Consider the following 25,329-nt stretch of genomic DNA (forward strand, 5'->3'; position numbering starts at 1 on the left):
GCCCCCGCAGCACCGGCCTACGGCGCCCCCACCGCGCCCGCGTACGGCGCCCCCACCTACGGCCAGCCCTACGGTGCGGCCCCCTTCGGTGCCGCCGTGCGCACCAACACGCTCTCGATCATCTCGCTCGTGGCATCCATCGCCGGATTCCTCCTGATCCTGCCGATCATCGGCCCCATCGCCGGTGTGATCACCGGACACATCTCGCTGGCGCAGATCAAGCGCACCGGCGAGAAGGGGCGGGGGATGGCCCTGGCCGGCACCATCGTCGGCTGGGTGAGCATCGCGCTCATCGTGCTGTTCGTCATCATCCTGTTCGTCGGCATCGGAATCGCGGCGAGCAACTCTTCTCGATACGGCTCCTAAGCGCGACCCGCCCCCGCACGACGGGCGTACCCTTGACTCACCGTGAAGACATCGCCCCGCGCTCAGTCAGCGACGTCGCTCCCCCAGGCTCCCCGGGACGACGCCGGATCCCGTTTCGCCAAATACATGGTGATGATGGGCATCCGCATCGCGTGCTTCATCGCGATGGCGGTCGTCACGCCCTACGGCTGGTACACGTTCGTCTTCGCCGCGGGTGCGATCTTCCTGCCCTACCTCGCGGTGATCGTCGCGAACGTCGGTCAGAATGCCGACGTGTCCGCCGCCGTGAATCCGGAACGCATGATCGAGTCGGCGCCGGCATCGCCGGCCGCCGCTCCGGCCGCCGACGCGCCGACCGTGATCCGCATCGTCGAGACCCCGCGCCTCGAACAGCCGCGCGACGACCGGTCGTGACCGAGGGCACCGTCGAGTGCTCGCGGGCCGGTTGCCGCTCGCACGCGCAGTGGGTCATCGTGTGGCGCAACCCGCGCATCCACGCGGAGGATCGCCGTAAGACGTGGGTGGCGTGCGAGGAGCACGTGGGCTATCTGCGGGAGTTCCTGCGCGCGCGCGACTTCCCGGTCGAGGTGGCCGCTCTCGCCGGAGACGTCGTATGAGCACGCGGACCATGCCGGCGGCCGGCCGCTGGGCGATGTACGTCGGGGTGGCGATCCTGTTCGCGATCGCCTGCGGGTTCCTCTCGAACTGGCAGTTCTCGCGCAACGCCGAACGCTCCGAGCAGCTGCAGCTCGTCGCCGACAACTACAACGCGCCGCCCGTGGCGCTCGCTGACCTCCTCCCTCCCGACGGCGAGCTCGCGCCCGGCGATGAATGGCGCCCCGTGCGCCTGAGCGGGCAGTACCTCGCCGACGACGAGCTCCTCGTCCGTAACCGCGCGCACGGCGGGTCGGCCGCGTACGAAGTGCTCGTGCCGTTCCGGCTGGACGACGGCCGTGTCCTCCTCGTCGACCGCGGGTGGCTTCCCCCGGGCGAACGACAGCCCGAGCCCGACACGATCCCCGCCCCGCCGAGCGGCGAGACCGAGATCGTGGTGCGTCTGCGCCCGGGCGAGCCCGTCCCCGCTTCGGGCCGCACGGCCGAGACGGGGCAGGTGCCCACGATCAACCTCGGGCTCGTCGCCGAGCAGACGGGTCCCCTCGAGCCCGGCGCGTACGGCCTGCTCGTGTCCGAGGATCCTGCCCCCGCGCACGCGCCGCTCCCGATCGATCCGCCGAGCGACGACCCCGGTCCGCACCTGTCGTACGCGATCCAGTGGATCCTCTTCGCCCTGATGGGATTCGGGTTCCTCACGTACGTCATCGTGAGCGAGCGCCGCATTCGCCGAGAAGAGATCGAAGAAGCTCGCGAGCGCGGCGAGGAGCCGCCCGCCCCGACCCGGACGAAGCTCGACCCCGTCTCCGCACACCGCGGGCGCAAGCGACCGCGTGATCGCGACGCCGCCGACGAGGACGCCCTGCTCGACGCGCGCTGATCGCGGCCGCGCACCGACGACGATCGTCGCGGTCGCGCCGGGTCACGGCATCCGAATGCCGACGACTATGCCAGCGTGATCAGGTCGGCGTAGTCGCGACCCCAGATGTCCTCGACACCGTCGGGGAGGATGAGCACGCGCTCGGGGTTGAGCGCCTCGACGGCGCCCTCGTCGTGCGAGACGAGCACGACAGCGCCCTCGTAGTGCGCGAGCGCGCCGAGGATCTCTTCGCGCGAGGCGGGGTCGAGGTTGTTCGTCGGCTCATCCAGCAGCAGCATGTTCGCCGACGACACCACGAGGGTCGCGAGCGACAGACGCGTCTTCTCGCCGCCCGAGAGCACACCCGCCGGCTTGAGGACGTCGTCGCCGACGAAGAGGAACGAGCCGAGCACCTTGCGCGCCTCGGTCGCCGTGATGTCGGGGGCGGCCGACATCATGTTGTCGAGCACGGAGCGATGGACGTCGAGGTTCTCGTGCTCCTGGGCGTAGTAGCCGATCTTGAGGCCGTGCCCGGGCTCGAGCTGCCCCGTGTCGGGCTGGTCGACGCCCGCGAGGATGCGCAGGAGCGTCGTCTTTCCGGCGCCGTTGAGGCCGAGAATCACCACGCGCGAGCCCCGGTCGATCGCGAGGTCCACGTCGGTGAAGATCTCGAGCGACCCGTACGACTTCGACAGTCCCGAGGCCATGAGCGGGGTCTTGCCGCACGGAGCGGGCTTGGGGAAGCGGAGCTTCGCGACCCTCTCGTCCTGACGGACGTCGTCGAGGCCCGACAGCATCTTCTCGGCGCGCGCGACCATCTGGTGCGCGGCCGCGGCCTTCGACGCCTTCGCCCCGAAGCGCGCGGCCTGCAGCTGGAGCGCGGTGGCCTTCTTCTCGACGTTGGCGCGCTCCTTCTTGCGGCGCTCCTCGTCGGCCACCCGCTGGCGCAGGTAGTTCTTCCAGTTCATGTTGTAGACGTCGATGACCTGACGGTTCGCGTCGAGGTAGAACACGCGGTTGACCGTCTCGCCCACGAGCTCCACGTCGTGCGAGATCACGATGAGCCCGCCCTTGTACCCCTTGAGGAACTCCCGCAGCCACACGACGCTGTCGGCGTCGAGGTGGTTCGTGGGCTCGTCGAGGATCATCGTCTGCGCGTCCGAGAACAGGATGCGCGCGAGCTCGATGCGTCGACGCTGACCGCCCGAGAGGGTCTTCAGCGGCTGGTCCAGGATGCGGTCGGGGAGCGACAGGTTGTGGGCGATGGATGCCGCTTCGGCCTCGGCCGCGTATCCGCCCTGGGCCTCGAATTGCTCGGTGAGTGATCCGTAGCGCTTCATCGCCTTCGCGGCGACGGCGGGGTCGTCGTCGCCCATCGCCATCGAGGCCTCGTGCATCCCGAGGGCCAGCGAGCCCAGGCCGCGGGCGTCGAGGATGCGCGTGCGCGCGAGCATCTCGGGGTCGCCGGAGCGGGGGTCCTGCGGCAGGTATCCCAATTCGCCGACACGGTCGACGCCGCCGTTCGCCGGCAGCAGGTCGCCCGCGAGCACTTTGGTCAGGGTCGTCTTGCCGGCGCCGTTGCGGCCGACGAGGCCGATCTTGTCTCCATCGGAGACGCGGAACGACACCTCCGACATCAGCACGCGCGCGCCGACGCGGATCTCGAGATCGTGCACGGCGAGCACAGCAGACGTCCGTTCGTCGAAGAAAAGGGAAGGCGGCCGATGATGGCCAGCCACCCAGTATACGGCGGCCCGGGATTACCTCGCCGTCGAGAGGTTCGGCGAGGGGAACGGCATCCGGGTTTGCGGTCGCCCGCGGCATCTGATCTAAACTAAGCCTATCCTTACCTAACCCGCAGGAGGTCCTCTGTGTCCCGTTTCCGCGCGCTGGCTGCGCTCGCTGCCGCCACGGCCCTCGTCCTGACCGGCTGCGCCGGCTCCACCGGCACCCCCGGGGCGCAAGAGGCCTCCACGGCCGCGGACGGGGCCTTCCCCGTCACCCTCGAGCACGCGTTCGGCGAGACGACGATCCCCGCCGAGCCGCAGCGCGTGGTGACCGTCAGCTGGGGAAACCAGGAGGCCGCCCTCGCCCTCGGCGTGGTGCCGGTGGCGATGCCCAAGGTCACGTGGGGCGACGAGGACGGCGACGGACTCCTCCCCTGGGTCAAGGACAAGCTCGACGAACTGGGCGCTGCGACCCCGACCCTGATGGACGAGACCAACGGCTTCGACTACGAGGCCATCGCCGATGCCCGCCCCGACGTCATCCTCGGCGCCTACTCCGGCATGACGCAGGAGCAGTACGACACCCTGAGCAAGATCGCTCCGGTCGTGGCGTACCCCGACATCGCGTGGGGCACGACGTGGCAGCAGATGACGCTCACGGATGCCAAGGCCCTCGGCCGCGAGAGCCAGGCGCAGCAGCTGGTCGCGGACCTCGAGAAGCACGTCACGGACGAAGCGGCGAAGTACCCGTCCCTCGCCGGCGCGAAGACCCTGTTCACCTACATCAACCCGACCGACCTCAGCCAGGTGGGCTACTACTCGCTGAAGGACCCGCGTGCGATGTTCCTCAGCGAGTTCGGCATGACCCCGTCCTCGGCGGTCGAGACTTCCAGCACCGACGCCGAGACGTTCTGGTTCACCCAGAGCGCGGAGCAGATCGAGAAGTTCTCCGATGTCGACGCGATGGTCGGCTACGGCACGAGTACGACCCTGGCGACGCTGCAGGCCGACCCGCTGTGGTCGCGCATCCCCGCCGTCGCCTCCGGCGCGGTCGTGATGCTCCCCGACAACACCTCCCTCGCGGCGGTCGCCAACCCCAGCCCGCTCTCGATCGGAACCCCGCTGAGCGACGAGTACATCGGACTCGTCGGAGCTGCGGCGCAGAAGGCCGCCTCCTGATGCCGATCCGCCCCGCGACGGCGCGATGACCGCTCTCGCCCCGGCACCGACCGTCCCCGGCGACGCACGCCCGCGTCGCTGGGGGCGGCGCCGAGTCCTCGGCGTCACCGCTCTGATCGCGGTGCTCGTGATCGCCGCCGTCCTCTCGGTCACGTTCGGCGCCCGCGACGTGTCTCTCACGGACGTGTGGGGCGGACTCACCGGATCCACCGACACGGCGTCGACGGCGGCGGCGGCCAAGCGCGTCCCGCGCACCGTCCTGGCCATGCTCGTCGGAGCGGCCCTGGCCGTCTCGGGGGCGGTGCTGCAGGGTGCCACACGCAATCCGCTCGCCGATCCCCAGATCCTCGGCATCAACGGCGGCGCGGCGCTCGCGATCGTCACCGGTATCGCCTTCTTCGGTCTCAGCTCGGCGACCTCCTACATCTGGGTCGGCATGGTCGGAGCCGGTGCGGCGGCCGTCTTCGTGTACGCGATCGGTTCACTCGGCCGCGGCGGCGCGACCCCGCTACGTCTCGCCCTGGCCGGAGCCGTCACCGCGGTCGCGTTCAGCTCCCTCACGAGCGCGATCCTGCTCCCGCGCACCGACGTCATGAACGTCTTCCGGTTCTGGCAGGTGGGCGGCGTCGGCGGCGCCACGCCCGCGACGATCCTGCAGGTTCTGCCCTTCCTGCTGGCCGGTCTCGTGATCTGCCTCGCCAGCGCCTCCGCGTTGAACACCCTCGCCCTCGGCGACGAACTCGCCGCCGGCCTCGGTGCCCGCGTCCGCACGGCACGCCTGGTGTCCTCCGGCGGCGCGGTGATCCTCTGCGGCGCCGCCACTGCGGTGGCCGGCCCCATCGGTTTCGTCGGGCTCGTCGTGCCGCACATGATCCGACTGGTGGTCGGCGTCGACCACCGCTGGCTGCTCCCGGTCTCCGCGCTCGGCGGAGCCGTGCTCCTCACCCTCGCCGACGTCGTCGGCCGCGTCGTCGCCCGCCCCCAAGAAATCGAGGTCGGCATCGTCACCGCTCTGCTGGGCGCCCCCTTCTTCATCGCTCTCGTCCGTCGACAGAAGATGAGAGCGCTGTGACCGCCGCCCTCGCCGCCCCGTCCGAGGCGCTCTCCGCCGTCACCACCGGGCGTCGCCGCCGCCGCCGTCGCTGGGCCCTGGTGACCGGCATCCTGTCGGTCCTCGTGCTCTCCGCGTTCGTGCTGTCGCTCATGCTGGGCCAGACCGTCTACTCCCCCGCCGAGGTCTGGGGCGTCCTGACGGGCCAGCGCGTGCCCGGCGCCTCCTTCACGGTGGGCGAGTTGCGCCTGCCGCGGGCGATGACGGGCCTCTTGACCGGAGTGTGCTTCGGCATGGGTGGTGTGGTGTTCCAGACGATGCTGCGCAACGCCCTCGCCAGCCCCGACGTCATCGGCATCAACACGGGGGCGAGCGCCGCCGCCGTCATCGGCATCGTCGTCCTGGGGCTCGGCGAGACGACGGTGTCCTTCCTCGCGATGGCCGCGGCGCTCGGCGTCGCCCTCGTGATCTATCTGCTCGCCTACCGGCAGGGCGGATCGGGAGCACGGCTCATCCTGGTCGGGATCGGCGTGGCCGCGATGTGCCAGGCGGTCGTGTCGTACGTCATCTCGCGCGCCGCGGAATACGACCTCCCCGCCGCGATGCGCTGGATCACCGGCAACCTCAACGACGCCACGTGGGACCGCGCCCTCCCGGTGCTGTTCGCGGTCGTCGTCCTCGGCCCCGTGATCCTCGTGCTCGCCCGGCGTCTCGAGGTCCTGCGGATGGGCGATGAGACCGCCGCGGCCCTCGGCCTGCCCGTCGAGCGCAGCCGCCTCCTGCTCATCGTCGCCGCCGTCGGTCTGCTCGCCTTCGGTACCGCCGCGGCGGGGCCGATCGCGTTCGTGTCGTTCTTGGCCGGCCCCATCGCCGTCCGGATCCTCGGCCCCGTCGGCTCCCCCGTCCTGCCCGCGGGCCTCGTCGGCGCGCTGTTGGTGCTCGTCGCGGACTTCTGCGCCCAGTACGCCTTCGGCACGCGCCTGCCCGTGGGCGTCATCACCGGCGTCCTCGGCGCCCCCTATCTCATCTACCTGCTGATCCGCAGCAGTCGATCCGGAGGAACCACGCTATGACCACGGAGCGCACCCTGCACGCCGAAGGCGTCACGCTCGGCTACGGCGACCGGACGATCGTGGAGTCCCTCGATCTCGCGCTGCCCCCGGGTCGCGTGACGACGATCGTCGGTGCGAATGCCTGCGGAAAGTCGACCCTCCTGAAGGCCATGGCGCGCCTGCTCACCCCGTCGCGCGGCCAGGTCCTGCTCGACGGCAAGGCCATTCACCGGCTCCCGACCAAACAGGTGGCCCGCGTGCTCGGCCTGCTCCCGCAGTCGCCCATCGCGCCCGACGGCATCGCCGTGTCCGACCTCGTCAGCCGGGGACGGCATCCTCACCAGGGCGCCCTGGCACGCTGGAGCTCGGCCGACGACGCAGCCGTCGCTCGGGCCCTCGACGCCACCGACACCGCGCACCTGGCGGACCGCCATGTCGACGAGCTCAGCGGCGGACAGCGACAGCGCGTGTGGATCGCGATGGCCCTCGCTCAGGAGACCGACGTGCTGCTGTTGGACGAGCCGACGACGTTCCTCGACATCAGCCACCAGATCGACGTGCTGGATCTGCTGACCGATCTGAACCGGCAGCGAGGAACGACCGTGGCCATGGTGCTGCACGACCTCAACCTCGCCGCGCGGTACGCGGATCACCTCGTCGCCATGGCCGGCGGCCGCGTGATCGCCGCCGGAGACCCGGGCGACGTGCTCACCGAGCAGACGGTGCGCGAGGTGTTCGGCCTCGACAGTCGGGTCGTCCCCGATCCGCTGACGGGGCGTCCCATGGTCATCCCGATCGGGCGGCACCACACGGTGAGCGAGAGCCTGGGCCAGCCGGAGACCGTGCGGGCCTGAGGCCCGCCGCCCGCGCGGCACGCCAGAGCCCTCAGGCCGTGCGCTCGACCTGTCCGGTGCGCCAGTAGCCCATGAAGGCTACGCGCTTGCGGTCGACGCCGCAGCCCTGCACGAGCAGACGCCGCAGTACCTTCACCGTCTGCGACTCCCCCGCGATCCAGGCGTAGAACTCGCCTTCGCCGTCGTCGGGGCTGTCCCACAGGAGGTCGACGTCGACGTCGATGTCGTCAAGCTCCTGCGGGCGCGGCGCGGCGGCTCGGGCGAGGACGTCCCCGGATGCTGCGGCCCAGGCCTCGACGGCCTCGATCAGCGCCTCCCCGTGCGGACGATCGTCGCGCGCCAACCAGCGCACGCGCGCGTCGCCGGCGGCCAGGGGAAGGGCATCGTCGATGCTCGGAACCTCGATGAAGGCGTCGACGACGAACCCGGCGCCGAGCCCCTCGATGATCGCGCAGATCGCGGGTGCGGCCGTCTCATCCCCGGCGAGCAGCAGGCGCTGCGCCGTCCCGGGGTGGAAGTCGATGCCCTGCGCGGACTCGGAACTCCGTGCGTCCGGGCCGACGACGATGATCCGGTCGCCGGCGGTCGCGATCTCCGCCCACGCCCCCGCGGGACCGGCGTCGTGGTGCAGCACGAAGTCGATGTCGAGCTCGAGCGCCTCGGGGTCGATCCGGCGCACGGTGTACGTGCGGAACGGCATCCGCTCCTCGTCGGGAAGATCACGCCACCGGGTGTACCACTCGCCGTTGTCGATCGCCTGCGGATCGGTCTGGCCGATGTCGCACAGTGTCCCGTCCGGTCCGGGCAGCACGAGCTTGACGCGCTGGTCGCGCCGATCCGTGCCGAAGACCTCGAAGTCGGGCGACGTGAACGTGATGCGTGCGAAGTGCGGCGACAGCCGGCGGGCCCCCTTCACCACGGCGACGTACGGGCGGTAAGCGGGACGCGTGGCTGTCTTCACTCGATAAGGATATCCTTACCTATCCTCGGATGCCAGGCGAGAGCGCTCGGATGCCGCGACGCCGAACTACCCGGCCAGAGCCCCGATGCGCGCGATCGCCTCGCGCAGAACCTCCGGGGCACAGCCGATGTTGATGCGCACGTGTCCCACACCCTCGACGCCGAACAGCGGACCGTGGTGCAAGGCCACCTTCGCCTCGCGGCGGACGAACGGCGCCGGATTGTCGCCCCACCCGTAGGCGGAGACATCGACCCACGCGAGGAACCCTGCGTCGGGGATCCGATACCGCGCCAGCGGAAGGTGCTCGGCGAGCAGCTCGGACAGCAGCCGCCGGTTGTCATCGAGCGCGGCGAGGAGCTGGGCGAGCCAGGAATCGCTCTCGGCCGAGAAGGCCGCGCGATTGGCGATGACGCCGAACAGACCCGCGCGCCACTCGACCTCCCACGGCAGAGACCGTACGACGGCGGCCGTCTCGTCCGAGCCGGTCACGATCACAGCGCACTTGAGGCCGGCGAGGTTGTACGTCTTGCTCGCGCTCGTCACGGCATACCCCACCGCCGCCGCCTCGGGGGCGGCATCCAGGAACGGGGTGAACACCGCCGGAGCGTGCGTGAGCGGCGCGTGGATCTCGTCGCTGACGACACTCGCCCCGTAGCGCGCCGCGAGACGCGCGAGCTCTGCCAGGCTCTCGCGCGTGTGCACGGTGCCGGTGGGGTTGTGCGGATTGCACAGCAGCACGGCGCGCGCCCCGGATGCCAAAGCCGCGGCGATCCCGTCGAGGTCGAGCTCCCACCGCTCCCCCGTGTCGCGCAGTGGCACCCGCTCGACGACGGCCCCCGCCTCTTCGACGGTGTCGTAGAAGGGCGGATAGACGGGCGGCGTGACGACCACGCGATCGCCCGGGGACGTCACGGCCCGCAGCACCTCGACGACGCCCATCATGACGTCGCCCGTCCAGCGGATTCGGGACGGATCGGGCCGCCAGCCCCACAGCCGGTCCGCGTACGCGGCGAAATCGACGTCGATCCCGGGGCGGGGTGGGGTGTATCCGGTGTCGCCGATCTCCACGGCGCGCGCCAGGGCCGAGGTGATCGCCGGCGCGAGCGGGAAATCCGTCTCGGCGACGAACATCGGGATGACGTCGTCACCGTAGGAACGCCACTTCGTGCTGGAGCGCTGACGCAGCAGCTCCAGCGGGAGGGCCGTCAACGGGGGAAGACTCATCCCGCGAGCCTAATGAGCGAGCCCGACGGGGAGGAATCGTCGCGTCAGAGGCGGACACAGAAGTGCCCGCCCCGACGATGCGGGACGGGCACTTCTCGAACGGCTGCGTTCAGATCGCGAAGCCGAGGGCGCGCATCATGTCGCGCCCGTCGTCGGTGATGCGTTCGGGACCCCACGGCGGCATCCACACCCAGTTGATGCGGAAGCGGTCCACGACGTTGTCGAGGGCCTGAGCGGTCTGCTCTTCGAGCACGTCGGTGAGGGGGCACCCCGCAGACGTCAGGGTCATGTGGATGACGAGCGCGTCGTTCTCGTCATCCCACGCGAGGTCGTAGATCAGGCCCAGGTCGACGACGTTGATCCCCAGCTCGGGGTCCATCACGTCCTTCAGGGCCTCGGTGACCTCGTCGTACTTCTCGGGAGCGAGTGTTGCGGTCATGTAACGATCCTACGCGTCCACCGGCGCACCGGCGTCGAGGAAACGGTCGTAACCCTCTTCCTCGAGACGATCGGCGAGCTCGGGGCCGCCCTCTTCGACGATCCGGCCCTTGACGACGACGTGCACGAAGTCGGGGCGGATGTACCGGAGGATGCGGGTGTAGTGCGTGATGAGCAGCACACCGAGGTCGGTCTGCTCCTTCGCGCGGTTGACACCCTCGGATACGATCTTCAGCGCGTCGACGTCGAGTCCGGAGTCGGTCTCGTCGAGAACGGCGATCTTCGGCTTCAGCAGCTCGAGCTGGAGGATCTCGTGGCGCTTCTTCTCGCCGCCCGAGAAGCCCTCGTTGACGTTGCGCGACGCGAACTTCGCGTCCATGCGCAGGTTCTCCATCGCGCCCTTGACGTCCTTGGTCCAGGTGCGGATCGCCGGCGCCTCGCCATCGATCGCCGTCTTGGCGGTGCGGAGGAAGTTCGTGACCGTGACGCCCGGGATCTCCACCGGGTACTGCATCGCGAGGAAGAGGCCGGCGCGTGCGCGCTCGTCGACGCTCATCTCGAGGACGTCCTCACCGTCCAGGGTGATGGAGCCGCTCGTGACGGTGTACTTGGGGTGACCGGCGATCGTGTACGCCAGGGTCGATTTGCCGGAGCCGTTGGGGCCCATGATGGCGTGGGTCTCGCCGGTGCGCAGCGTCAGCGTCACGCCGTTGAGGATCGGGGTCGTGCCGGCATCCGTCTCGACCGTCACGTGGAGGTCGCGGATCTCGAGGACAGACATGGTGTTCCTTACTCGGTAGTTCGGGGAGTCGATGACGAACGCGGCCGTCAGGCCGTCGCCTTGGTGACGGCGGGATCGATGAGCACGTCGTCGCCGTCGATCACGACCTCGTACACGGGGACCGGCTCGTAGGCCGGAAGATTCAGCGGGCGACCGGTCTTCAGCGAGAACGCCGAGCCGTGGGCCCAGCATTCCAGCGTCTCTCCCTCGACGAAGCCGTCCGACAGCGAGATGTCGCCGTGCGTGCAGACGTCGCCGATCGCGTGGACATCGCCGTTGCCGTCGAGAACGACGGCGATCGCCACGCCGTCCACCTCGACCCGACGGGCCTCGTCCTGCACGAGCTCGCCGAGACCGCACACACGCGTCGCGGTCACGCCGGCGCTCCCTCGGCCAGTTCGCGCTCGATCGCCTCGGTGAGCTCGGTCTCGAGCTCGGGGATGCCGATGCGCTGGACGATCTCGCTGAGGAAGCCGAGCACGACGAGACGGCGCGCCTCGTCCTCGGCGATGCCCCGCGCCTGCAGGTAGAACAGCTGCTCGTCGTCGAAGCGACCCGTGGCGCTGGCGTGGCCTGCGCCCTGGATGTCGCCCGTCTCGATCTCGAGGTTCGGGATCGAGTCCGCGCGCGCACCGTCGGTGAGCACGAGGTTGCGGTTGGCCTCGTAGGAGTCGGTGCCCGTGGCCTCGTGTCCGATGAGCACGTCGCCGATCCAGACGCTGCGCGCACTCTCGCCCTGCAGCGCGCCCTTGTAGAGCACGTCGCCGACCGTGTGGGGTCCCTTGTGGTGCAGGTACACCTGCGACTCGAGGTGCTGACCGGCATCCGCGAAGGATAGACCGTACAGCCGGCCCTCGCTGCCCGCGCCCGAGAGCTCGACCGACGGGTTCACACGGACGACGCCACCGCCGAAGCTCACCACGACGTGCGTGAGCTTGGCATCCCGGTCGACGCGCGCCTGGTGCGAGGACGCGTGGATCGCGTCGTCGTCCCACTTCTGGACTGAGACGACCGTGAGGTCGGCACCGTCGCGGACGAGGATCTCGACGTTCTGCGCGTGGTGGGCCGTGCCTTCGTGGCGCAGCACGACCGTGCCGCGCGAGTTCGGCTGCGCCTCGATGACGACGTGGGCGTGCGCGAGGCCGCCCGTGCCGGTCAGACGCACGACGATCGGCTCGTCGAGCTCGACGTTCGCCGGGATCCGCAGCAGCGGGGCCTCGGGCTCGTGAGTCCAGGCGAGCGCGGCGGTGACGTCCTCGGGACGGAAGTGCTCGCCACGCGGCGCCTCGCCGTCCCGCAGCCGCAGCTGCTCGACGGCGTCCGGGGCGTGGACCTCGACGCGGATGACGCCCTCGGGCCCCGCCTCGTCGACGAACAACGGCGCCAGACGGTCGACGGGGCTCAGCTTCCAGTTGACCTCACGGCCGCTGGGGGTGCCGAAATCGGCCGGGACGAACGAGGTCGGACGCTCCGACCGGGTCTGCACGGGAACCACGGATGCCACGAGGGCGGCAGGGTCGATGTGACCCTCCGCGGCGACAGCGGGGGTCTGGGTCGCGGTCGTCATCAGCCGACGGATCCTTCCATGCCCATCTCGATGAGCTTGTTCAGTTCGAGGGCGTACTCCATGGGCAGCTCGCGCGCGATCGGCTCGATGAAGCCGCGCACGATCATCGCCATGGCCTCGTCCTCGGGGAGGCCGCGCGACTGCAGGTAGAACAGCTGCTCCTCGCTGACCTTGGAGACGGTGGCCTCGTGACCGAGCTGCACGTCGTCGACGCGGATGTCGATCGCGGGGTACGTGTCCGAACGGGAGATGGTGTCCACGAGCAGTGCGTCGCAGCGCACGGTGTTGGCGGAGTGGTGGGCGTTGGCATCCACTCGCACCTCACCGCGGTATCCGGCGCGACCACCACCGCGGGCGATCGACTTCGAGACGATCGAGGACTGCGTGTACGGCGCCATGTGGATCATCTTCGCGCCGGCATCCTGGTGCTGGCCGGGGCCGGCGAAGGCGACCGAGAGCGTCTCGCCCTTGGCGTGCTCGCCCATGAGGTAGATGGACGGGTACTTCATCGTCACCTTGGAGCCGATGTTGCCGTCGACCCACTCCATGGTCGCGCCCTCGTGGGCGACGGCGCGCTTGGTGACGAGGTTGTAGACGTTGTTCGACCAGTTCTGGATCGTCGTGTAGCGCACGCGGGCGTTCTTCTTCACGATGATCTCGACGACGGCCGAGTGCAGCGAGTCGCTCTTGTAGATCGGAGCCGTGCAGCCCTCGATGTAGTGGACGTAGCTGTCCTCGTCGGCGATGATCAGGGTCCGCTCGAACTGGCCCATGTTCTCGGTGTTGATACGGAAGTACGCCTGAAGCGGGATCTCGACGTGGACGCCCTTGGGGACGTAGACGAACGATCCGCCCGACCACACCGCGGTGTTCAGCGCCGCGAACTTGTTGTCACCGGCGGGAATGACGGTGCCGAAGTACTCCTCGAAGAACTCGGGGTGCTCGCGCAGAGCCGTGTCGGTGTCCATGAAGATGACGCCCTGCTGCTCCAGGTCCTCGCGGATCTGGTGGTAGACGACCTCGGACTCGTACTGTGCGGCGACGCCGGCGACGAGGCGCTGACGCTCGGCCTCGGGGATGCCGAGCTTCTCGTACGTATTGCGGATCTCTTCGGGGAGGTCCTCCCACGACTGCGCCTGCTTCTCGGTCGAGCGCACGAAGTACTTGATGTTGTCGAAGTCGATCTCCGACAGGTCCGCGCCCCACGTGGGCATGGGCTTGCGGCCGAAGAGCTGGTAGCCCTTGAGACGGGTCTTCAGCATCCATTCGGGCTCGGACTTCAGGGCGGAGATGCCGCGCACGACGTCTTCGTTGATGCCGCGCTGCGCGAGCGCGCCTGCGGCATCCGTGTCGTGCCAGCCGAACTCGTATTGCCCCAGGCTGTCGAGCTCGGGTCGGTCGATGAGTACATCGGACATGGTGGTCACTCTCCTTCTCGGGCCTCAACGGTGTCATCCGCCCCGGCATTCCGCGACAGACTCCGGTCGGAGTCACAGGAATGCCGCTGGTGGGCCCGCTCGAAGGCGCTGGCTTCGCGCCTAGACTGTCAGGGGTGCGGGACGCGTGAGCGCTGCACCCGAAGACCCTTCGATTCTACAGGCAACACCCGCTCCCGGCACGGCGCAGACCCGCCGCCGCGGCCCGAGCGCCCCGCCGCCAGGAGGCTGCGCGCATGTCCACCGCTTCGTCCCCCCGCGTCCTGCGTCGCGTCGTCGACTGGCTGCCGACCCACGTCGATCGCCGCGTCCGCGTGTTCGCCTGGCTGTCGTTCGTGGCCGAAGTGCTCATCATCGGCACGGGCGGCGCGGTGCGCCTGACCGGTTCGGGCCTCGGTTGCCCCACCTGGCCGCGTTGCACGCCCGACTCGCTCGTGAACACCCCCGAGATGGGCATCCACGGGATCATCGAGTTCGGCAACCGCACGCTGACGGGGGTCGTGGGCATCCTGGCCCTGGCGGTCGTCGTACTCATGTGGCGCATGCGCCGCGAGCGCCGCGGCATGTTCGTCCTCGCGCTCGTCGTGCTCGGCGGGATCGTCGCCCAGGCCGTCGTCGGCGGGATCACGGTGTTGACGGGGCTCAACCCGTTCATCGTCGGCTTCCACTACATCGCATCCGTCGTCCTCGTGACGGTGTGCGCCGCCTTCTTGACCCTGATGTACCTGCCCGTCGGCCCGCGTGAGCGCGCGGTGCCGGCGTGGTTCGCCGGCCTCGTGCACCTCACCACGGGCGTGCTCGCGCTCACCGTCGTGTTCGGAGTCTTGACCACGGGCGCCGGGCCGCACTCGGGCGACGCCGCAGCCGTGGAGCGCAACGGCTTCGACGCCGAGGTGCTCGAGCACGTCCACGCCTGGCCCGGCTACGCGCTGTTCGCGTTGACCCTCGTCCTCGTCGTGCTCGCGTGGCGACTGCGCCTCCCGGTCCGGCGGTGGGCGACGGCACTCCTCGCGGTCGAGCTGGTCCAGATCGCCGTCGGGCTCTACCAGGCGCGCAACGGTCTGCCCGAACTCGCCGTGGGCGTGCACATGGTGCTCGCCGCCCTCACCGCCGCGACCATGACGGTCGTCGTCCTCCGTCTCAAGACGCCCGTGCCCCCGGCCCGGGCGAACGAGGGCGACGCTGTGGCGGCCGCACGGCGCTGACCTCCGGGCGCTCATAGCCGATTCATCGGCGACACAGAGCCGGCGTACCGGCGCATGCGAGACTGTGGACCCTCCGGTGCCGACCGTGCCCGGAATCGAAGGAGTTCATTCCATGCAGACTCGTCCCCGCCTCGTCACCAGCGTCCCGTTCTGGGTGCTCGTGGCCGGCTCCCTGGCCGCCGTCATCGGCGGACTCGTGATCGTCCTCCGGGGGATCGACGCGATGCAGGCGGTGCTCAACGACCCCAACGCGACGGTCGTGACCGTATACGTTGCCCAGTCGTGGGTGACGGTGGGCGCCGCCGTGCTCGGTGCCGGTGCGCTCGGGATCGTCGCCGCCCTCGCCGTGGCGGCCGTCGTCACCACACGTCCGCAGCCCGACGTCTCAGTCGAGGCGATCGATTGGACCAGCGACGACGAGACCGCTCCCGAGAGCGCGGTGTCTCCCGCGACGTTCACCACTGCGGCTGCGGCCACCACGGCTCCGGCCGCCGCCCCGGCGACGCCCGTTGCCCTCGAGGACGCGGACGTCGAGACCACGTCCGACACCCCCGCGCCGCCGCAGGCCGCCGCGAACGACGGCACCGAGGACGACACCACACGTCGCTGAGCGCCCCCCAAAGAAGAGAACCGCCCGCCCCCCACGAACGGGGGCGGGCGGTTCTTTTCGATCTCAGGGGATCAGAACGGCAGGAGCGGGTCGACCGCGATCGCGACGAACAGCAGCGTGAGGTACGTGATCGAGGCGTGGAACACGCGCATCGGACGGGGCTCCCCGCCCTGCACGGCCCGCGAGTACAGACGGTGCGATTCGTAGACGAACCACCCACCGAACACGAGCGCCGAGACGGTGTACACCAGACCCATGGATGCCACGGGGATCAGCAGCAGCGAACACGCGACGGTCGCCCACGCGTAGAGGATGACCTGGAGACCGACCTGCGAACCGCTGCGCGTGGCCCCGAGCATGGGCACGTCGACCTCGTCGTACTGGTCGGCGTACTTCATCGACAGCGGCCAGTAGTGCGGGGGCGTCCACAGGAACACCAGCGCGAAGAGGATGAACGGCGCCCACGACAGCGAACCCGTGACGGCGGACCACCCGATGAGGACCGGGAAGCAGCCCGCGATGCCGCCCCACACGATGTTCTGCTCGGTACGGCGCTTGAGGATGATCGTGTAGATCACGACGTAGAAGAAGATGGCGCCGGCCGACAGGGCTGCGGCGAGCGGGTTGGTGAACACCCACAGCCACACCGTGGAGACAGCGGCCAGCATCCAGGCGAACGTCAACGCGCCGCGCGGCGAGACCTCGCCGGTGACCAGCGGCCGGTTGACGGTGCGCTGCATGTGCGCGTCGATGTCGCGATCGAGGTACATGTTGAACGCCGCCGCCGAACCCGCGCTCAGCGATCCGCCGATGACGGTGGCGAAGATCAGCCACAGGTCGGGCAGTCCGCGTGCGGCCAGGATCATGACCGGAACCGTCGTGACCAGGAGGAGCTCGAGCACGCGGGGCTTGGTCAGCGCCACGTAGGCCCGAATCGTACGTCCGACGGAGCGGCGATCGGTCGTCGCAGTGACGTGCGACGTCGTCGAGATGTCCATCGTCCCCCGGGGTAGAGCGTGAGTATCCCCTCGATTCTATGGCATCCGGAACACACCTCCGGCCCGCTGTCGACCCCCGTCACGAGAGGCAACGCCTGCCGTCGATCTCGCTATGCTGGCGATGAACGCGCGCCCCGCGCCGACCCCCACCCCACTCCCGCTCCTACGGCGACGAGTGCGGCGTCGAATCGTGACCCGGGCGCACACGATCGAGAAAGGCACCGTGTTGTCGGACTTCGAATGGGATGAGATCGATCGACGGGCGGTCGACACCGCGCGCATTCTGGCGGCGGATGCCGTCGAGAAGGTGGGCAACGGGCACCCCGGAACGGCGATGTCGCTGGCACCGGCCGCGTACCTCCTGTACCAGCGCGTCCTGCGCCACGACCCGGCCGACACCCACTGGCCCGGACGCGACCGCTTCATCCTCTCGGTGGGGCACTCCTCGCTCACCCAGTACGTGCAGCTCTACCTCGGCGGCTTCGGCCTCGAGCTGAAGGACCTCGAGGCGCTGCGCACCTGGGGCTCCCTGACCCCCGGCCACCCCGAGTACGGCCACACCGACGGCGTCGAGATCACGACCGGACCGCTCGGTCAGGGTCTGGCATCCTCCGTCGGTTTCGCCTACGCCGCCCGCTACGAGCGCGGTCTGTTCGACCCCGAGACCCCGGCCGGCGAGAGCCCGTTCGACCACTTCGTCTACGTGATCGCCGGTGATGGCGACCTCCAGGAGGGCGTGACCAGCGAGGCCTCCTCGCTCGCGGGCCACCAGGAGCTGGGCAACCTCATCGCGATCTACGACTCCAACCAGATCTCGATCGAGGACGACACCAACGTCGCCTTCACCGAGGACGTCGCGCAGCGCTACGAGTCCTACGGCTGGCACGTGCAGACGGTCGACTGGAAGAAGACCGGTCAGTACGTCGAGGACGTCGCCGAGCTCCACTCGGCGATCGAGGCCGCCAAGGGCGAGACGAGCAAGCCGTCGCTCATCATCCTCAAGACGATCATCGGCTGGCCCTCCCCCGGCAAGCAGAACTCGGGCAAGATCCACGGATCCGCCCTCGGTGCCGACGAGCTGCGTGCGACCAAAGAGGTGCTGGGGTTCGACCCCGAGCAGCACTTCGCCGTCGCCGACGACGTCATTGCCCACACCCGCCGGCTCGTCGAGCGCGGCGAGGCCGAGAAGGCCGCGTGGCAGCAGAAGTTCGACGCGTGGGCCGCCGCCCACCCCGAGCGCAAGCAGCTGTGGGACCGCCTGCAGGCGCGTGAGCTGCCCGCCGACATCGCCGACGCCCTGCCCGCCTTCGAGGCCGGCAAGGACGTCTCCACGCGCGCCGCCTCGGGCACCGTCATCAACGCCCTCGCCGCCGAGCTTCCCGAGCTGTGGGGCGGTTCGGCCGACCTGGCCGAGTCCAACCTCACCACGATCAAGGATGCCAAGTCCTTCATCCCCGCCGAGTGGTCGACGCACGAGTGGACGGGCAGCCCCTACGGCCGCGTGCTCCACTTCGGCATCCGCGAGCACGCGATGGGCGCGATCCTCAACGGCATCGTCCTGCACGGCCCGACGCGCCCCTTCGGCGGCACGTTCCTCATCTTCAGCGACTACATGCGCCCGCCGGTGCGTCTGGCCGCCCTGATGAACATCCCGACGATCTTCGTCTGGACGCACGACTCGGTCGCCCTCGGCGAGGACGGCCCGACGCACCAGCCGATCGAGCAGCTCGCGACTCTCCGCGCCATCCCGAACTTCGCGCTGGTACGCCCGGCGGATGCCAACGAGACGTCGGTCGTGTGGCTCGAGATGCTCCGCCGCACCGCCGGTCCCTCCGGCATCGCGCTCACGCGTCAGAACATCCCGGTGTTCCCGCGCGGCGAGGGCGAGGCCACGGGCGACGAGTTCGCGTCGGCCGCCGGCGCCGTCAAGGGCGCGTACGTCCTGGCCGAGGCCGGGAACGGCGAGCCGGACGTCATCCTCATCGCGACCGGTTCCGAGGTGCAGCTCGCCGTCCAGGCGCGCGAGACCCTCGCCGCCGAGGGCGTGCACGCCCGCGTGGTGTCGGCTCCGTCGCTGGAGTGGTTCGCCGAGCAGGACGACGAGTACCGCGAGTCGGTGCTGCCGTCGTCGGTGAAGGCGCGCGTCTCCGTCGAGGCGGGCTCCGCGCTGTCGTGGCACGGCATCGTCGGTGACGCCGGCCGCTCGGTCGCGATCGAGCACTTCGGTGCGTCGGCCGACTACAAGACCCTGTTCCAGAAGTTCGGTATCACCGCCGAGGCCGTCGTCGAGGCCGCCCGCGAGTCGATCGCCGCCGCGAAGTAACCCAGGAGAACGAGAACAATGAGCACTCCCACCCAACAGCTCGCCGCCCAGGGCGTCAGCATCTGGCTCGACGACCTGTCGCGTCAGCGCATCCAGAGCGGCAACCTCGCCGAACTCATCGCCGAGCGCAACGTCTCGGGCGTCACCACGAACCCGACGATCTTCGCCGGCGCCCTGTCCCAGGGCGAGGCGTACGAGGGCCAGGTCCGCGAGCTCGCCGCGCAGGACGCCGGCGTCGACGAGGCGATCTTCTCGATCACCACCGACGACGTCCGCGACGCGTGCGACATCTTCCTCCCGGTCTTCGAAGCCACCGGCGGCGTCGACGGACGCGTGTCGATCGAGGTGTCCCCCGACCTCGCTCACGACACCGACGCGACGGTCGCGCAGGCCAAGGACCTCGCCGCGCGCGTGGACCGCAAGAACGTCCTGATCAAGATCCCCGCCACCAAGGCGGGCCTGCCCGCGATCACCGAGGTCATCGGTGCGGGCATCTCGGTCAACGTCACGCTGATCTTCAGCCTGGAGCGCTACGCCGAGGTCATCGACGCGTACCTCGCCGGAGTCGAGAAGGCGCGCGACGCCGGGCACGACATCGCGAACCTGCAGTCGGTCGCCTCGTTCTTCGTCTCGCGCGTGGACACCGAGATCGACAAGCGTCTCGCCGCGATCGGAACCGACGAGGCCGCCGCCCTCAAGGGCAAGGCCGGCATCGCCAACGCCCGCCTGGCGTACGAGCTGTACGAGCAGAAGTTCGCCGAGGATCGCGCGAAGGAGCTCCTCGCCGCCGGTGCGACCGTGCAGCGTCCGCTGTGGGCCTCGACCGGCGTCAAGGACCCGGCTCTGCCCGACACGCTCTACGTCACCGAGCTCGTCGCCCCCGGCACCGTGAACACGATGCCCGAGAAGACGCTGCAGGCGACGTTCGATCACGGCGTGATCGCCGGCGACACCGTCACCGGTGCGTACGCCGAGGCGCACGAGGTGTTCGACCGTCTGGCCGCCGCCGGTGTCGACGTCGCCGACGCGACCCAGGTGCTCGAGGACGAGGGCGTCGAGAAGTTCATCGCCTCGTGGCACGAACTGCAGCAGACCGTCGCCACCGCGCTCGAGGCCGGAAGCGCCCAGGCCGCGAAGTGACATTCGCCGTCAAGGTCACCGGCCACGTCAAGGCGGTCGTCGACTCGGAGCTGCCCGACCTGATCGGCTCCTTGGTCGCGTCCGGCGTCACGGCGGGGGATGCCACGCTATGGGGCGCCGCGGCCGAGGACGAGGCATCCCGTCGGCTCGGGTGGGTGCAGGCGGTCTCCGTCTCGCGCCCGCTCGTCCCCGAGATCACCGCCCTGCGCGACGCGTACGTCGCGCAGGGCGTGACCCGGGTCGTGCTCGCGGGCATGGGCGGCTCCTCGCTCGCGCCCGAGGTCATCGCGCAGTCCGCGGGAGTGCCGCTGGTGATCCTCGACTCCACGGCACCCGGTCAGGTGCTCGCCGCGATCGACGGCGACGCCGAGTCCGGTGGCCTGGCCCAGACGGTGCTCGTCGTCTCGAGCAAGTCCGGTTCGACGGTCGAGACCGATGCGGCCAAGCGGGCGTTCGAGGCTGCGTTCCGCGACCTCGGCATCGACCCGGCCGAGCGCATCGTCGTGGTCACCGATCCGGGCTCGCCCCTCGAAGAATCGGCCCGTGCCGACGGCTACCGCGTCTTCACCGCCGACCCCACCGTCGGCGGACGGTACTCCGCGCTCACCGCGTTCGGGCTGGTGCCCGCCGGTCTCGCGGGCGTCGACATCGACGACCTGCTCGACGAAGCGGACGCCACGCTCCTCGAGGTCGCGATCGACTCCCCCGAGAACCCGGCCCTCGTGCTCGCCGCGGCGATCGCAGGCGGCGGGGAACACCGGCGTGACAAGCTCGGCCTCGTCACCGACGGCGGCCACCTGCCGGGTCTCCCGGACTGGATCGAGCAGCTGATCGCGGAGTCGACGGGCAAGAACGGAACCGGCATCCTGCCCGTGGTCCTGCTCCCGGTCTCGCCCGAGATCGAGGCGAAGCCCGCCGACCTGCAGGTCGTACGATTCGTCGAGCACGCCGACGCGTTCCACCTGTTCGACCGTCACGAGGGCGAAGTTCTCGTGAGCGGTTCGCTGGGGGCGCAGTTCGTCGTGTGGGAGTACGCCACGGCGATCGCCGGGCGTTTGCTCGGCATCGACCCGTTCGACCAGCCCGACGTCGAGGCGGCCAAGGTCGCCGCACGGGCTCTCCTAGACGCGCAGCCGGCACCGACCGCTCCGGCGCTCGTGCTCGACGGCGTCGAGGTGCGCGTGTCCGACCCCGCCCTGGCATCCGGTGGCACGCTCGCGAGCGTGCTGGACGCGCTCTGGGCGTCGGTCCCGGCCGACGGGTACGTCGCCATCCAGGCGTACGTGAACCGGCTCGAGCTGCCCCAGCTCGCGGGACTGCGCGAACTGGTCGCGGCCGATTCCGGCCGCCCCACGACGTTCGGGTGGGGACCGCGGTTCCTGCACTCGACCGGCCAGTACCACAAGGGCGGCCCCGCCACCGGCGTCTTCCTTCAGATCACCGAACGCACCGATGTCGACCTCGAAATCCCGGGTCGGCCGTTCACGTTCGGACAGCTCATCCACGCACAGGCCGCGGGCGACGCGAGCGTGCTGGCGGACGGCCATGGCCGCCCCGTCGTCACGCTCACGCTCACCGACCCGCAGGTCGAGGTGCTTTCACTCTTCGAGGCGGCGCAGTAACAGCATGGTCGTAGAGATCTCACCCGGTCACAATCCCCTCCGCGACCCCGAGGATCGCCGCCTGAACCGGATCGCCGGTCCCAGCGCGCTGGTCATCTTCGGCGTCACCGGAGACCTGTCGCGCAAGAAGCTCATGCCGGCGGTGTACGACCTCGCCAATCGCGGACTCCTCCCGCCCGGTTTCGCGCTCGTGGGCTTTGCCCGCCGCGACTGGGAGGACCAGGACTTCGCCAAGGTCGTCCACGAGTCGGTGCAGAAGTACGCGCGCACCGAGTTCCGCGAAGAGACGTGGCAGGAGCTGCTCGAGGGCATCCGCTTCGTCCAGGGCGAGTTCGACGACCCCGAGGCGTTCCAGCGCCTGCGGGAGACCGTAGACAAGCTCGACACCGAGCGCGGCACGATGGGCAACCACGCCTACTACCTGTCGATCCCGCCCAAGGCTTTCCCGCTCGTCACGACCCAGCTGAAAGCTTCCGGACTCGTCGGCGACTCCGCCGAGGACACCGCCGGCTGGCGCCGCGTCGTCATCGAGAAGCCGTTCGGGCACGACCTCGCTTCGGCACGCGAGCTGAACGAGGTCGTGGAGAGCGCGTTCCCCGCCGACTCGATCTTCCGCATCGACCACTACCTCGGCAAAGAGACCGTGCAGAACATCCTCGCGCTGCGCTTCGCGAACGAGCTGTACGAGCCGATCTGGAACCGCAACTACGTCGACCACGTGCAGATCACGATGGCGGAAGACATCGGGGTCGGCGGCCGCGCGGGTTACTACGACGGGATCGGCGCCGCGCGCGACGTCATCCAGAACCACCTCCTGCAGCTCCTCGCGCTCACCGCGATGGAGGAGCCCATCAGCTTCAACGCCGCCGACCTGCGTGCCGAGAAAGAGAAGGTCCTCGCCGCGGTGCGTCTGCCCGAGAACCTGGCCGAGGCCACCGCGCGCGGCCAGTACGCCGGCGGGTGGCAGGGCGGCGAGAAGGTGCTCGGTTTCCTCGAGGAAGACGGCATGAATCCGGAGTCGGTCACCGAGACCTACGCCGCGATCAAGCTCGAGATCAACACGCGTCGTTGGTCGGGAGTGCCGTTCTACGTGCGCAGCGGCAAGCGTCTGGGCCGACGCGTCACCGAGGTGGCCGTGGTCTTCAAGCGCGCCCCGCAGCAGCTGTTCTCCCGCAGCCAGACCGAGGAGCTCGGGCAGAACGCCCTGGTCATCCGCGTGCAGCCCGACGAGGGCGTCACGATCCGGTTCGGCTCCAAGGTTCCGGGTGACGGCACGCAGGTACGCGACGTGACGATGGACTTCGGGTACGGCCACGCCTTCACCGAAGCGAGCCCCGAGGCCTACGAGCGCCTCATCCTCGACGTGCTGCTCGGCGACCCGCCGCTGTTCCCGCGTCACGAGGAGGTCGAGCTCAGCTGGAAGATCCTCGACCCGATCGAGGAGTTCTGGGCTGCCGAGGGCGGACCGCTGGAACAGTACTCTCCGGGATCGTGGGGTCCGGCATCCGCCGACGAGCTCCTCGCCCGCGATGGCCGCACGTGGAGGCGCCCGTGATCATCGAACTGCCCGACACCACCGTCAGCGCGATCTCGAAGAAGCTCGTGAGCGTCCGCGAAGAGGGCGGCGCCGTCGCGCTCGGACGCGTTCTGACGCTCATCATCGTGACCCACCACGGGGCCGAAGAAGAGGTGATCGAGGCCGCGAACGACGCCTCGCGCGAGCACCCGATGCGTGTCATCGCGGTGCTGTTCGGCGACGAGAGCGAAGAACCGCGCCTGGACGCCCAGATCCGCGTGGGCGGTGACGCCGGCGCGAGCGAGGTCGTCGTCCTGCGCGCGCACGGCGCGGCCGGCTCGAACGCCGAGAGTCTCGTGACCGGTCTGCTCCTGCCCGACGCGCCCGTCGTGGCGTGGTGGCCCGCGCAGGCGCCGGCGGACCCGTCGCTGTCGGCGATCGGCCGCATCGCCCAGCGCCGGATCACCGACGCGTCGTCACAGCCCGACCCGACGGCGTGGGTCGCGCACCTCGGCGAGCACTACGCCCCGGGCGACACCGACTTCGCGTGGACCCGCGTCACGCGCTGGCGCGAGCAGCTGGCCGCCGTCCTCGACCAGCCGCCGTACGAGCCCGTGACCTCCATCGAGGTGGCGGGTTCGAGCGATTCCCCCTCCACGGCGCTGCTGGCGGCATGGCTCGGGCTGAAGCTCGACGCGCCCGTCACCTACAGCTACCTGCCCGCCGAAGAGTGGTCGGGCGGCATCAAGTCGGTGCGCTTGACACGCGCGAGCGGGGACACGCTGCTGGAGCGCCCGACTCCGGGCGTCGCGGTGCTCACGCAGCCCGGACAGCCCACGCACGAGCTCGACTTCCCGCGCCGCACGCTGCGCGAGTGCCTGGCCGAGGAGCTCCGCCGCCTCGACCCCGACGTGCTCTACGGACGCGTCCTCACCCAGTGCACCCTGTTGCTGCGCACTCTCGATGAGCGGAGCGACCGATGACCGAGAACGGCTCCGCCAAGCAGGTGATCATCAAGCGGGATGCCGAGACGCTCGCCGACTATGTCGCGACCCGGTTCGTGAACCGCATCGTCAAGCGCGTGGCCGAGGGCAAGCGCATGCACGTCTGCCTCACGGGCGGGACGATGGGCGGAGCCGTGCTGCGGTCGGCCGCGCGGGACCCCCGCATGGCCGAGATCGACTGGTCGCTGGTGCACTTCTGGTTCGGTGACGAACGCTTCGTGCCCCGCGACTCCGACGATCGCAACGAGAAACAGGCGCGTACCGCGCTGCTCGACGGTCTCGACATCCCCGCCGAGAACATCCACTCCGTCGCGTCGACGGACGACAGTCTCGATCTGGATGCCGCGGCCATCGCCTACGCCGACGAACTGGCGCAGTTCGCGCCGTCCGACCGCAGCGACTCCGGTCCGTGGCCGTCGTTCGACATCTGCTTCCTGGGCGTCGGACCGGACGCGCACATCGCGTCGCTGTTCCCGGACCGGGCCGAGATCTCGGTGACCGACCGGGCGACCGTTCCGGTGCGCGACTCCCCCAAGCCCCCGCCCGAGCGCATCTCGCTCACGCGCCCCGTGATCAACTCCTCCAAACGGGTGTGGATGGTGATCGCCGGCGCCGACAAGGCCGCCGCCCTGGGTCTCGCTCTCGCCGGCGCCAGCTACCAGAGCGTCCCGGCGGCCGGAGCCAAGGGACGTCGACGCACGGCCTTCTTCGTGGATGAGGCCGCGGCCGACCAGGTACCGCCCCAGTTGATCGACCGCGAATACTGATTCGCCGCAACAGAAAAGAGACCGGATGCCGTCGGCA

The 25,329-nt window shown here is 69.9% G+C and carries 25 protein-coding genes; 16 read left to right on the top strand and 9 right to left on the bottom strand.

The window, feature by feature from the left end; genetic code table 11:
* The 4 genes from FE256_RS01335 to FE256_RS01350 form a co-directional block, all read left to right on the top strand.
* Positions 1-366, top strand: a 366-nt coding sequence (locus FE256_RS01335; protein ID WP_138172435.1) for a DUF4190 domain-containing protein, incomplete at its 5' end; no start/stop codon positions are given.
* A 42-nt stretch (positions 367-408) separates the two neighbouring features.
* Entirely contained in the window at positions 409-780 is a 372-nt protein-coding gene (locus tag FE256_RS01340; RefSeq protein WP_138172436.1) for a DUF3099 domain-containing protein, read from the top strand.
* The gene (locus FE256_RS01345; protein ID WP_138172437.1) at positions 777-983 is read left to right on the top strand and encodes a hypothetical protein; all 207 of its coding nucleotides are present in this window, start codon (positions 777-779) and stop codon (positions 981-983) included. The genes FE256_RS01340 and FE256_RS01345 overlap by 4 nt, the downstream gene beginning before the upstream one ends.
* Entirely contained in the window at positions 980-1,858 is an 879-nt protein-coding gene (locus FE256_RS01350) for an SURF1 family cytochrome oxidase biogenesis protein (RefSeq protein ID WP_138172438.1), read from the top strand. Before FE256_RS01345 ends, FE256_RS01350 begins: the two co-directional genes overlap by 4 nt.
* A 65-nt stretch (positions 1,859-1,923) precedes the next feature.
* On the opposite strand, the gene FE256_RS01355 is transcribed toward FE256_RS01350, so the two are convergent.
* The gene (locus FE256_RS01355) at positions 1,924-3,522 is read right to left on the bottom strand and encodes an ABC-F family ATP-binding cassette domain-containing protein (protein WP_138172439.1); all 1,599 of its coding nucleotides are present in this window, start codon (positions 3,520-3,522) and stop codon (positions 1,924-1,926) included.
* 186 nt (positions 3,523-3,708) lie between these two features.
* Here FE256_RS01355 and FE256_RS01360 point away from each other — a divergent pair, with 186 nt between their 5' ends.
* Genes FE256_RS01360 through FE256_RS01375 form a run of 4 tightly spaced genes read left to right on the top strand, consistent with a single transcriptional unit; the run spans position 3,709 to position 7,700 of the window.
* Complete coding sequence (locus tag FE256_RS01360) at positions 3,709-4,743, top strand: iron-siderophore ABC transporter substrate-binding protein (RefSeq protein WP_138172440.1); 1,035 nt, start codon at positions 3,709-3,711, stop codon at positions 4,741-4,743.
* Positions 4,744-4,768: 25 nt separating this feature from the next.
* Positions 4,769-5,815, top strand: coding sequence for a FecCD family ABC transporter permease (locus FE256_RS01365; protein ID WP_138172441.1), 1,047 nt, complete (start codon positions 4,769-4,771; stop codon positions 5,813-5,815).
* Entirely contained in the window at positions 5,812-6,867 is a 1,056-nt protein-coding gene (locus FE256_RS01370) for a FecCD family ABC transporter permease (protein WP_138172442.1), read from the top strand. Before FE256_RS01365 ends, FE256_RS01370 begins: the two co-directional genes overlap by 4 nt.
* Positions 6,864-7,700 (top strand): ABC transporter ATP-binding protein, encoded by an 837-nt coding sequence (locus FE256_RS01375; RefSeq protein ID WP_138172443.1) that lies wholly within the window; start codon positions 6,864-6,866, stop codon positions 7,698-7,700. The genes FE256_RS01370 and FE256_RS01375 overlap by 4 nt, the downstream gene beginning before the upstream one ends.
* A gap of 31 nt (positions 7,701-7,731) precedes the next feature.
* Here the strand turns inward: FE256_RS01375 and FE256_RS01380 are convergent, their stop codons facing one another.
* The 7 genes from FE256_RS01380 to sufB form a co-directional block, all read right to left on the bottom strand.
* A complete protein-coding gene (locus tag FE256_RS01380) occupies positions 7,732-8,661 on the bottom strand; it encodes a siderophore-interacting protein (RefSeq protein WP_138172444.1) in 930 nt (309 codons plus the stop codon).
* A 66-nt stretch (positions 8,662-8,727) separates the two neighbouring features.
* Positions 8,728-9,885 carry a MalY/PatB family protein gene (locus FE256_RS01385; protein WP_138172445.1) on the bottom strand — a complete coding sequence of 386 codons (1,158 nt, stop codon included), beginning with the start codon at positions 9,883-9,885 and terminating at the stop codon, positions 8,728-8,730.
* A 109-nt stretch (positions 9,886-9,994) separates the two neighbouring features.
* A complete protein-coding gene (locus tag FE256_RS01390; protein ID WP_013586729.1) occupies positions 9,995-10,324 on the bottom strand; it encodes a metal-sulfur cluster assembly factor in 330 nt (109 codons plus the stop codon).
* Between the two features lie 9 nt (positions 10,325-10,333).
* The gene (gene sufC / locus FE256_RS01395; protein WP_138172446.1) at positions 10,334-11,104 is read right to left on the bottom strand and encodes a Fe-S cluster assembly ATPase SufC; all 771 of its coding nucleotides are present in this window, start codon (positions 11,102-11,104) and stop codon (positions 10,334-10,336) included.
* Positions 11,105-11,151: 47 nt separating this feature from the next.
* Positions 11,152-11,481 (bottom strand): non-heme iron oxygenase ferredoxin subunit, encoded by a 330-nt coding sequence (locus tag FE256_RS01400; RefSeq protein WP_138172447.1) that lies wholly within the window; start codon positions 11,479-11,481, stop codon positions 11,152-11,154.
* Complete coding sequence (gene sufD / locus FE256_RS01405; RefSeq protein ID WP_138172448.1) at positions 11,478-12,671, bottom strand: Fe-S cluster assembly protein SufD; 1,194 nt, start codon at positions 12,669-12,671, stop codon at positions 11,478-11,480. Before sufD ends, FE256_RS01400 begins: the two co-directional genes overlap by 4 nt.
* Positions 12,671-14,089 carry a Fe-S cluster assembly protein SufB gene (gene sufB, locus FE256_RS01410; protein ID WP_138172449.1) on the bottom strand — a complete coding sequence of 473 codons (1,419 nt, stop codon included), beginning with the start codon at positions 14,087-14,089 and terminating at the stop codon, positions 12,671-12,673. Before sufB ends, sufD begins: the two co-directional genes overlap by 1 nt.
* Positions 14,090-14,343: 254 nt before the next feature.
* Between sufB and FE256_RS01415 the strand changes: the two genes are divergently transcribed.
* A complete protein-coding gene (locus FE256_RS01415; RefSeq protein ID WP_138172450.1) occupies positions 14,344-15,312 on the top strand; it encodes a COX15/CtaA family protein in 969 nt (322 codons plus the stop codon).
* Between the two features lie 112 nt (positions 15,313-15,424).
* Positions 15,425-15,922, top strand: a complete 498-nt coding sequence (locus FE256_RS01420; RefSeq protein ID WP_138172451.1) for a hypothetical protein — start codon at positions 15,425-15,427, stop codon at positions 15,920-15,922.
* 71 nt (positions 15,923-15,993) lie between these two features.
* On the opposite strand, the gene FE256_RS01425 is transcribed toward FE256_RS01420, so the two are convergent.
* Positions 15,994-16,920 (bottom strand): heme o synthase, encoded by a 927-nt coding sequence (locus FE256_RS01425; protein WP_138172452.1) that lies wholly within the window; start codon positions 16,918-16,920, stop codon positions 15,994-15,996.
* Between the two features lie 226 nt (positions 16,921-17,146).
* On the opposite strand from FE256_RS01425, the gene tkt reads away from it, so the two are divergent.
* The 6 genes from tkt to pgl are packed head-to-tail and all read left to right on the top strand — an operon-like array spanning position 17,147 to position 25,292.
* Entirely contained in the window at positions 17,147-19,243 is a 2,097-nt protein-coding gene (tkt, locus tag FE256_RS01430; RefSeq protein WP_138172539.1) for a transketolase, read from the top strand.
* Positions 19,244-19,261: 18 nt separating this feature from the next.
* Positions 19,262-20,383, top strand: coding sequence for a transaldolase (gene tal / locus FE256_RS01435; protein ID WP_138172453.1), 1,122 nt, complete (start codon positions 19,262-19,264; stop codon positions 20,381-20,383).
* Positions 20,380-22,005, top strand: a complete 1,626-nt coding sequence (locus tag FE256_RS01440) for a phosphoglucose isomerase-related protein (protein WP_138172454.1) — start codon at positions 20,380-20,382, stop codon at positions 22,003-22,005. The genes tal and FE256_RS01440 overlap by 4 nt, the downstream gene beginning before the upstream one ends.
* A 4-nt stretch (positions 22,006-22,009) precedes the next feature.
* Positions 22,010-23,560 carry a glucose-6-phosphate dehydrogenase gene (gene zwf, locus FE256_RS01445; RefSeq protein ID WP_138172455.1) on the top strand — a complete coding sequence of 517 codons (1,551 nt, stop codon included), beginning with the start codon at positions 22,010-22,012 and terminating at the stop codon, positions 23,558-23,560.
* Complete coding sequence (locus tag FE256_RS01450) at positions 23,557-24,504, top strand: glucose-6-phosphate dehydrogenase assembly protein OpcA (RefSeq protein WP_138172456.1); 948 nt, start codon at positions 23,557-23,559, stop codon at positions 24,502-24,504. The genes zwf and FE256_RS01450 overlap by 4 nt, the downstream gene beginning before the upstream one ends.
* On the top strand, positions 24,501-25,292 hold the full coding sequence (gene pgl / locus FE256_RS01455) for a 6-phosphogluconolactonase (RefSeq protein ID WP_138172457.1): 792 nt from the start codon (positions 24,501-24,503) through the stop codon (positions 25,290-25,292). The genes FE256_RS01450 and pgl overlap by 4 nt, the downstream gene beginning before the upstream one ends.
* Positions 25,293-25,329: the final 37 nt, after the last annotated feature.

The organism is Microbacterium sp. 5K110 (assembly GCF_005774735.1).
In the GTDB taxonomy this organism is placed as follows: domain Bacteria; phylum Actinomycetota; class Actinomycetes; order Actinomycetales; family Microbacteriaceae; genus Microbacterium.

Bases quoted from the DNA above. Each gene is read 5' to 3' on its own strand.
- FE256_RS01350 (WP_138172438.1), top strand. From the start codon at position 980: ATGAGCACGCGGACCATGCCGGCGGCCGGCCGCTGGGCGATGTACGTC.
- FE256_RS01365 (WP_138172441.1), top strand. From the start codon at position 4,769: ATGACCGCTCTCGCCCCGGCACCGACCGTCCCCGGCGACGCACGCCCG.
- FE256_RS01375 (WP_138172443.1), top strand. From the start codon at position 6,864: ATGACCACGGAGCGCACCCTGCACGCCGAAGGCGTCACGCTCGGCTAC.
- FE256_RS01385 (WP_138172445.1), bottom strand. From the start codon at position 9,885: ATGAGTCTTCCCCCGTTGACGGCCCTCCCGCTGGAGCTGCTGCGTCAG.
- FE256_RS01390 (WP_013586729.1), bottom strand. From the start codon at position 10,324: ATGACCGCAACACTCGCTCCCGAGAAGTACGACGAGGTCACCGAGGCC.
- sufC (WP_138172446.1), bottom strand. From the start codon at position 11,104: ATGTCTGTCCTCGAGATCCGCGACCTCCACGTGACGGTCGAGACGGAT.
- sufD (WP_138172448.1), bottom strand. From the start codon at position 12,671: ATGACGACCGCGACCCAGACCCCCGCTGTCGCCGCGGAGGGTCACATC.
- sufB (WP_138172449.1), bottom strand. From the start codon at position 14,089: ATGTCCGATGTACTCATCGACCGACCCGAGCTCGACAGCCTGGGGCAA.
- FE256_RS01415 (WP_138172450.1), top strand. From the start codon at position 14,344: ATGTCCACCGCTTCGTCCCCCCGCGTCCTGCGTCGCGTCGTCGACTGG.
- FE256_RS01420 (WP_138172451.1), top strand. From the start codon at position 15,425: ATGCAGACTCGTCCCCGCCTCGTCACCAGCGTCCCGTTCTGGGTGCTC.
- FE256_RS01425 (WP_138172452.1), bottom strand. From the start codon at position 16,920: ATGGACATCTCGACGACGTCGCACGTCACTGCGACGACCGATCGCCGC.
- tal (WP_138172453.1), top strand. From the start codon at position 19,262: ATGAGCACTCCCACCCAACAGCTCGCCGCCCAGGGCGTCAGCATCTGG.
- zwf (WP_138172455.1), top strand. From the start codon at position 22,010: ATGGTCGTAGAGATCTCACCCGGTCACAATCCCCTCCGCGACCCCGAG.
- pgl (WP_138172457.1), top strand. From the start codon at position 24,501: ATGACCGAGAACGGCTCCGCCAAGCAGGTGATCATCAAGCGGGATGCC.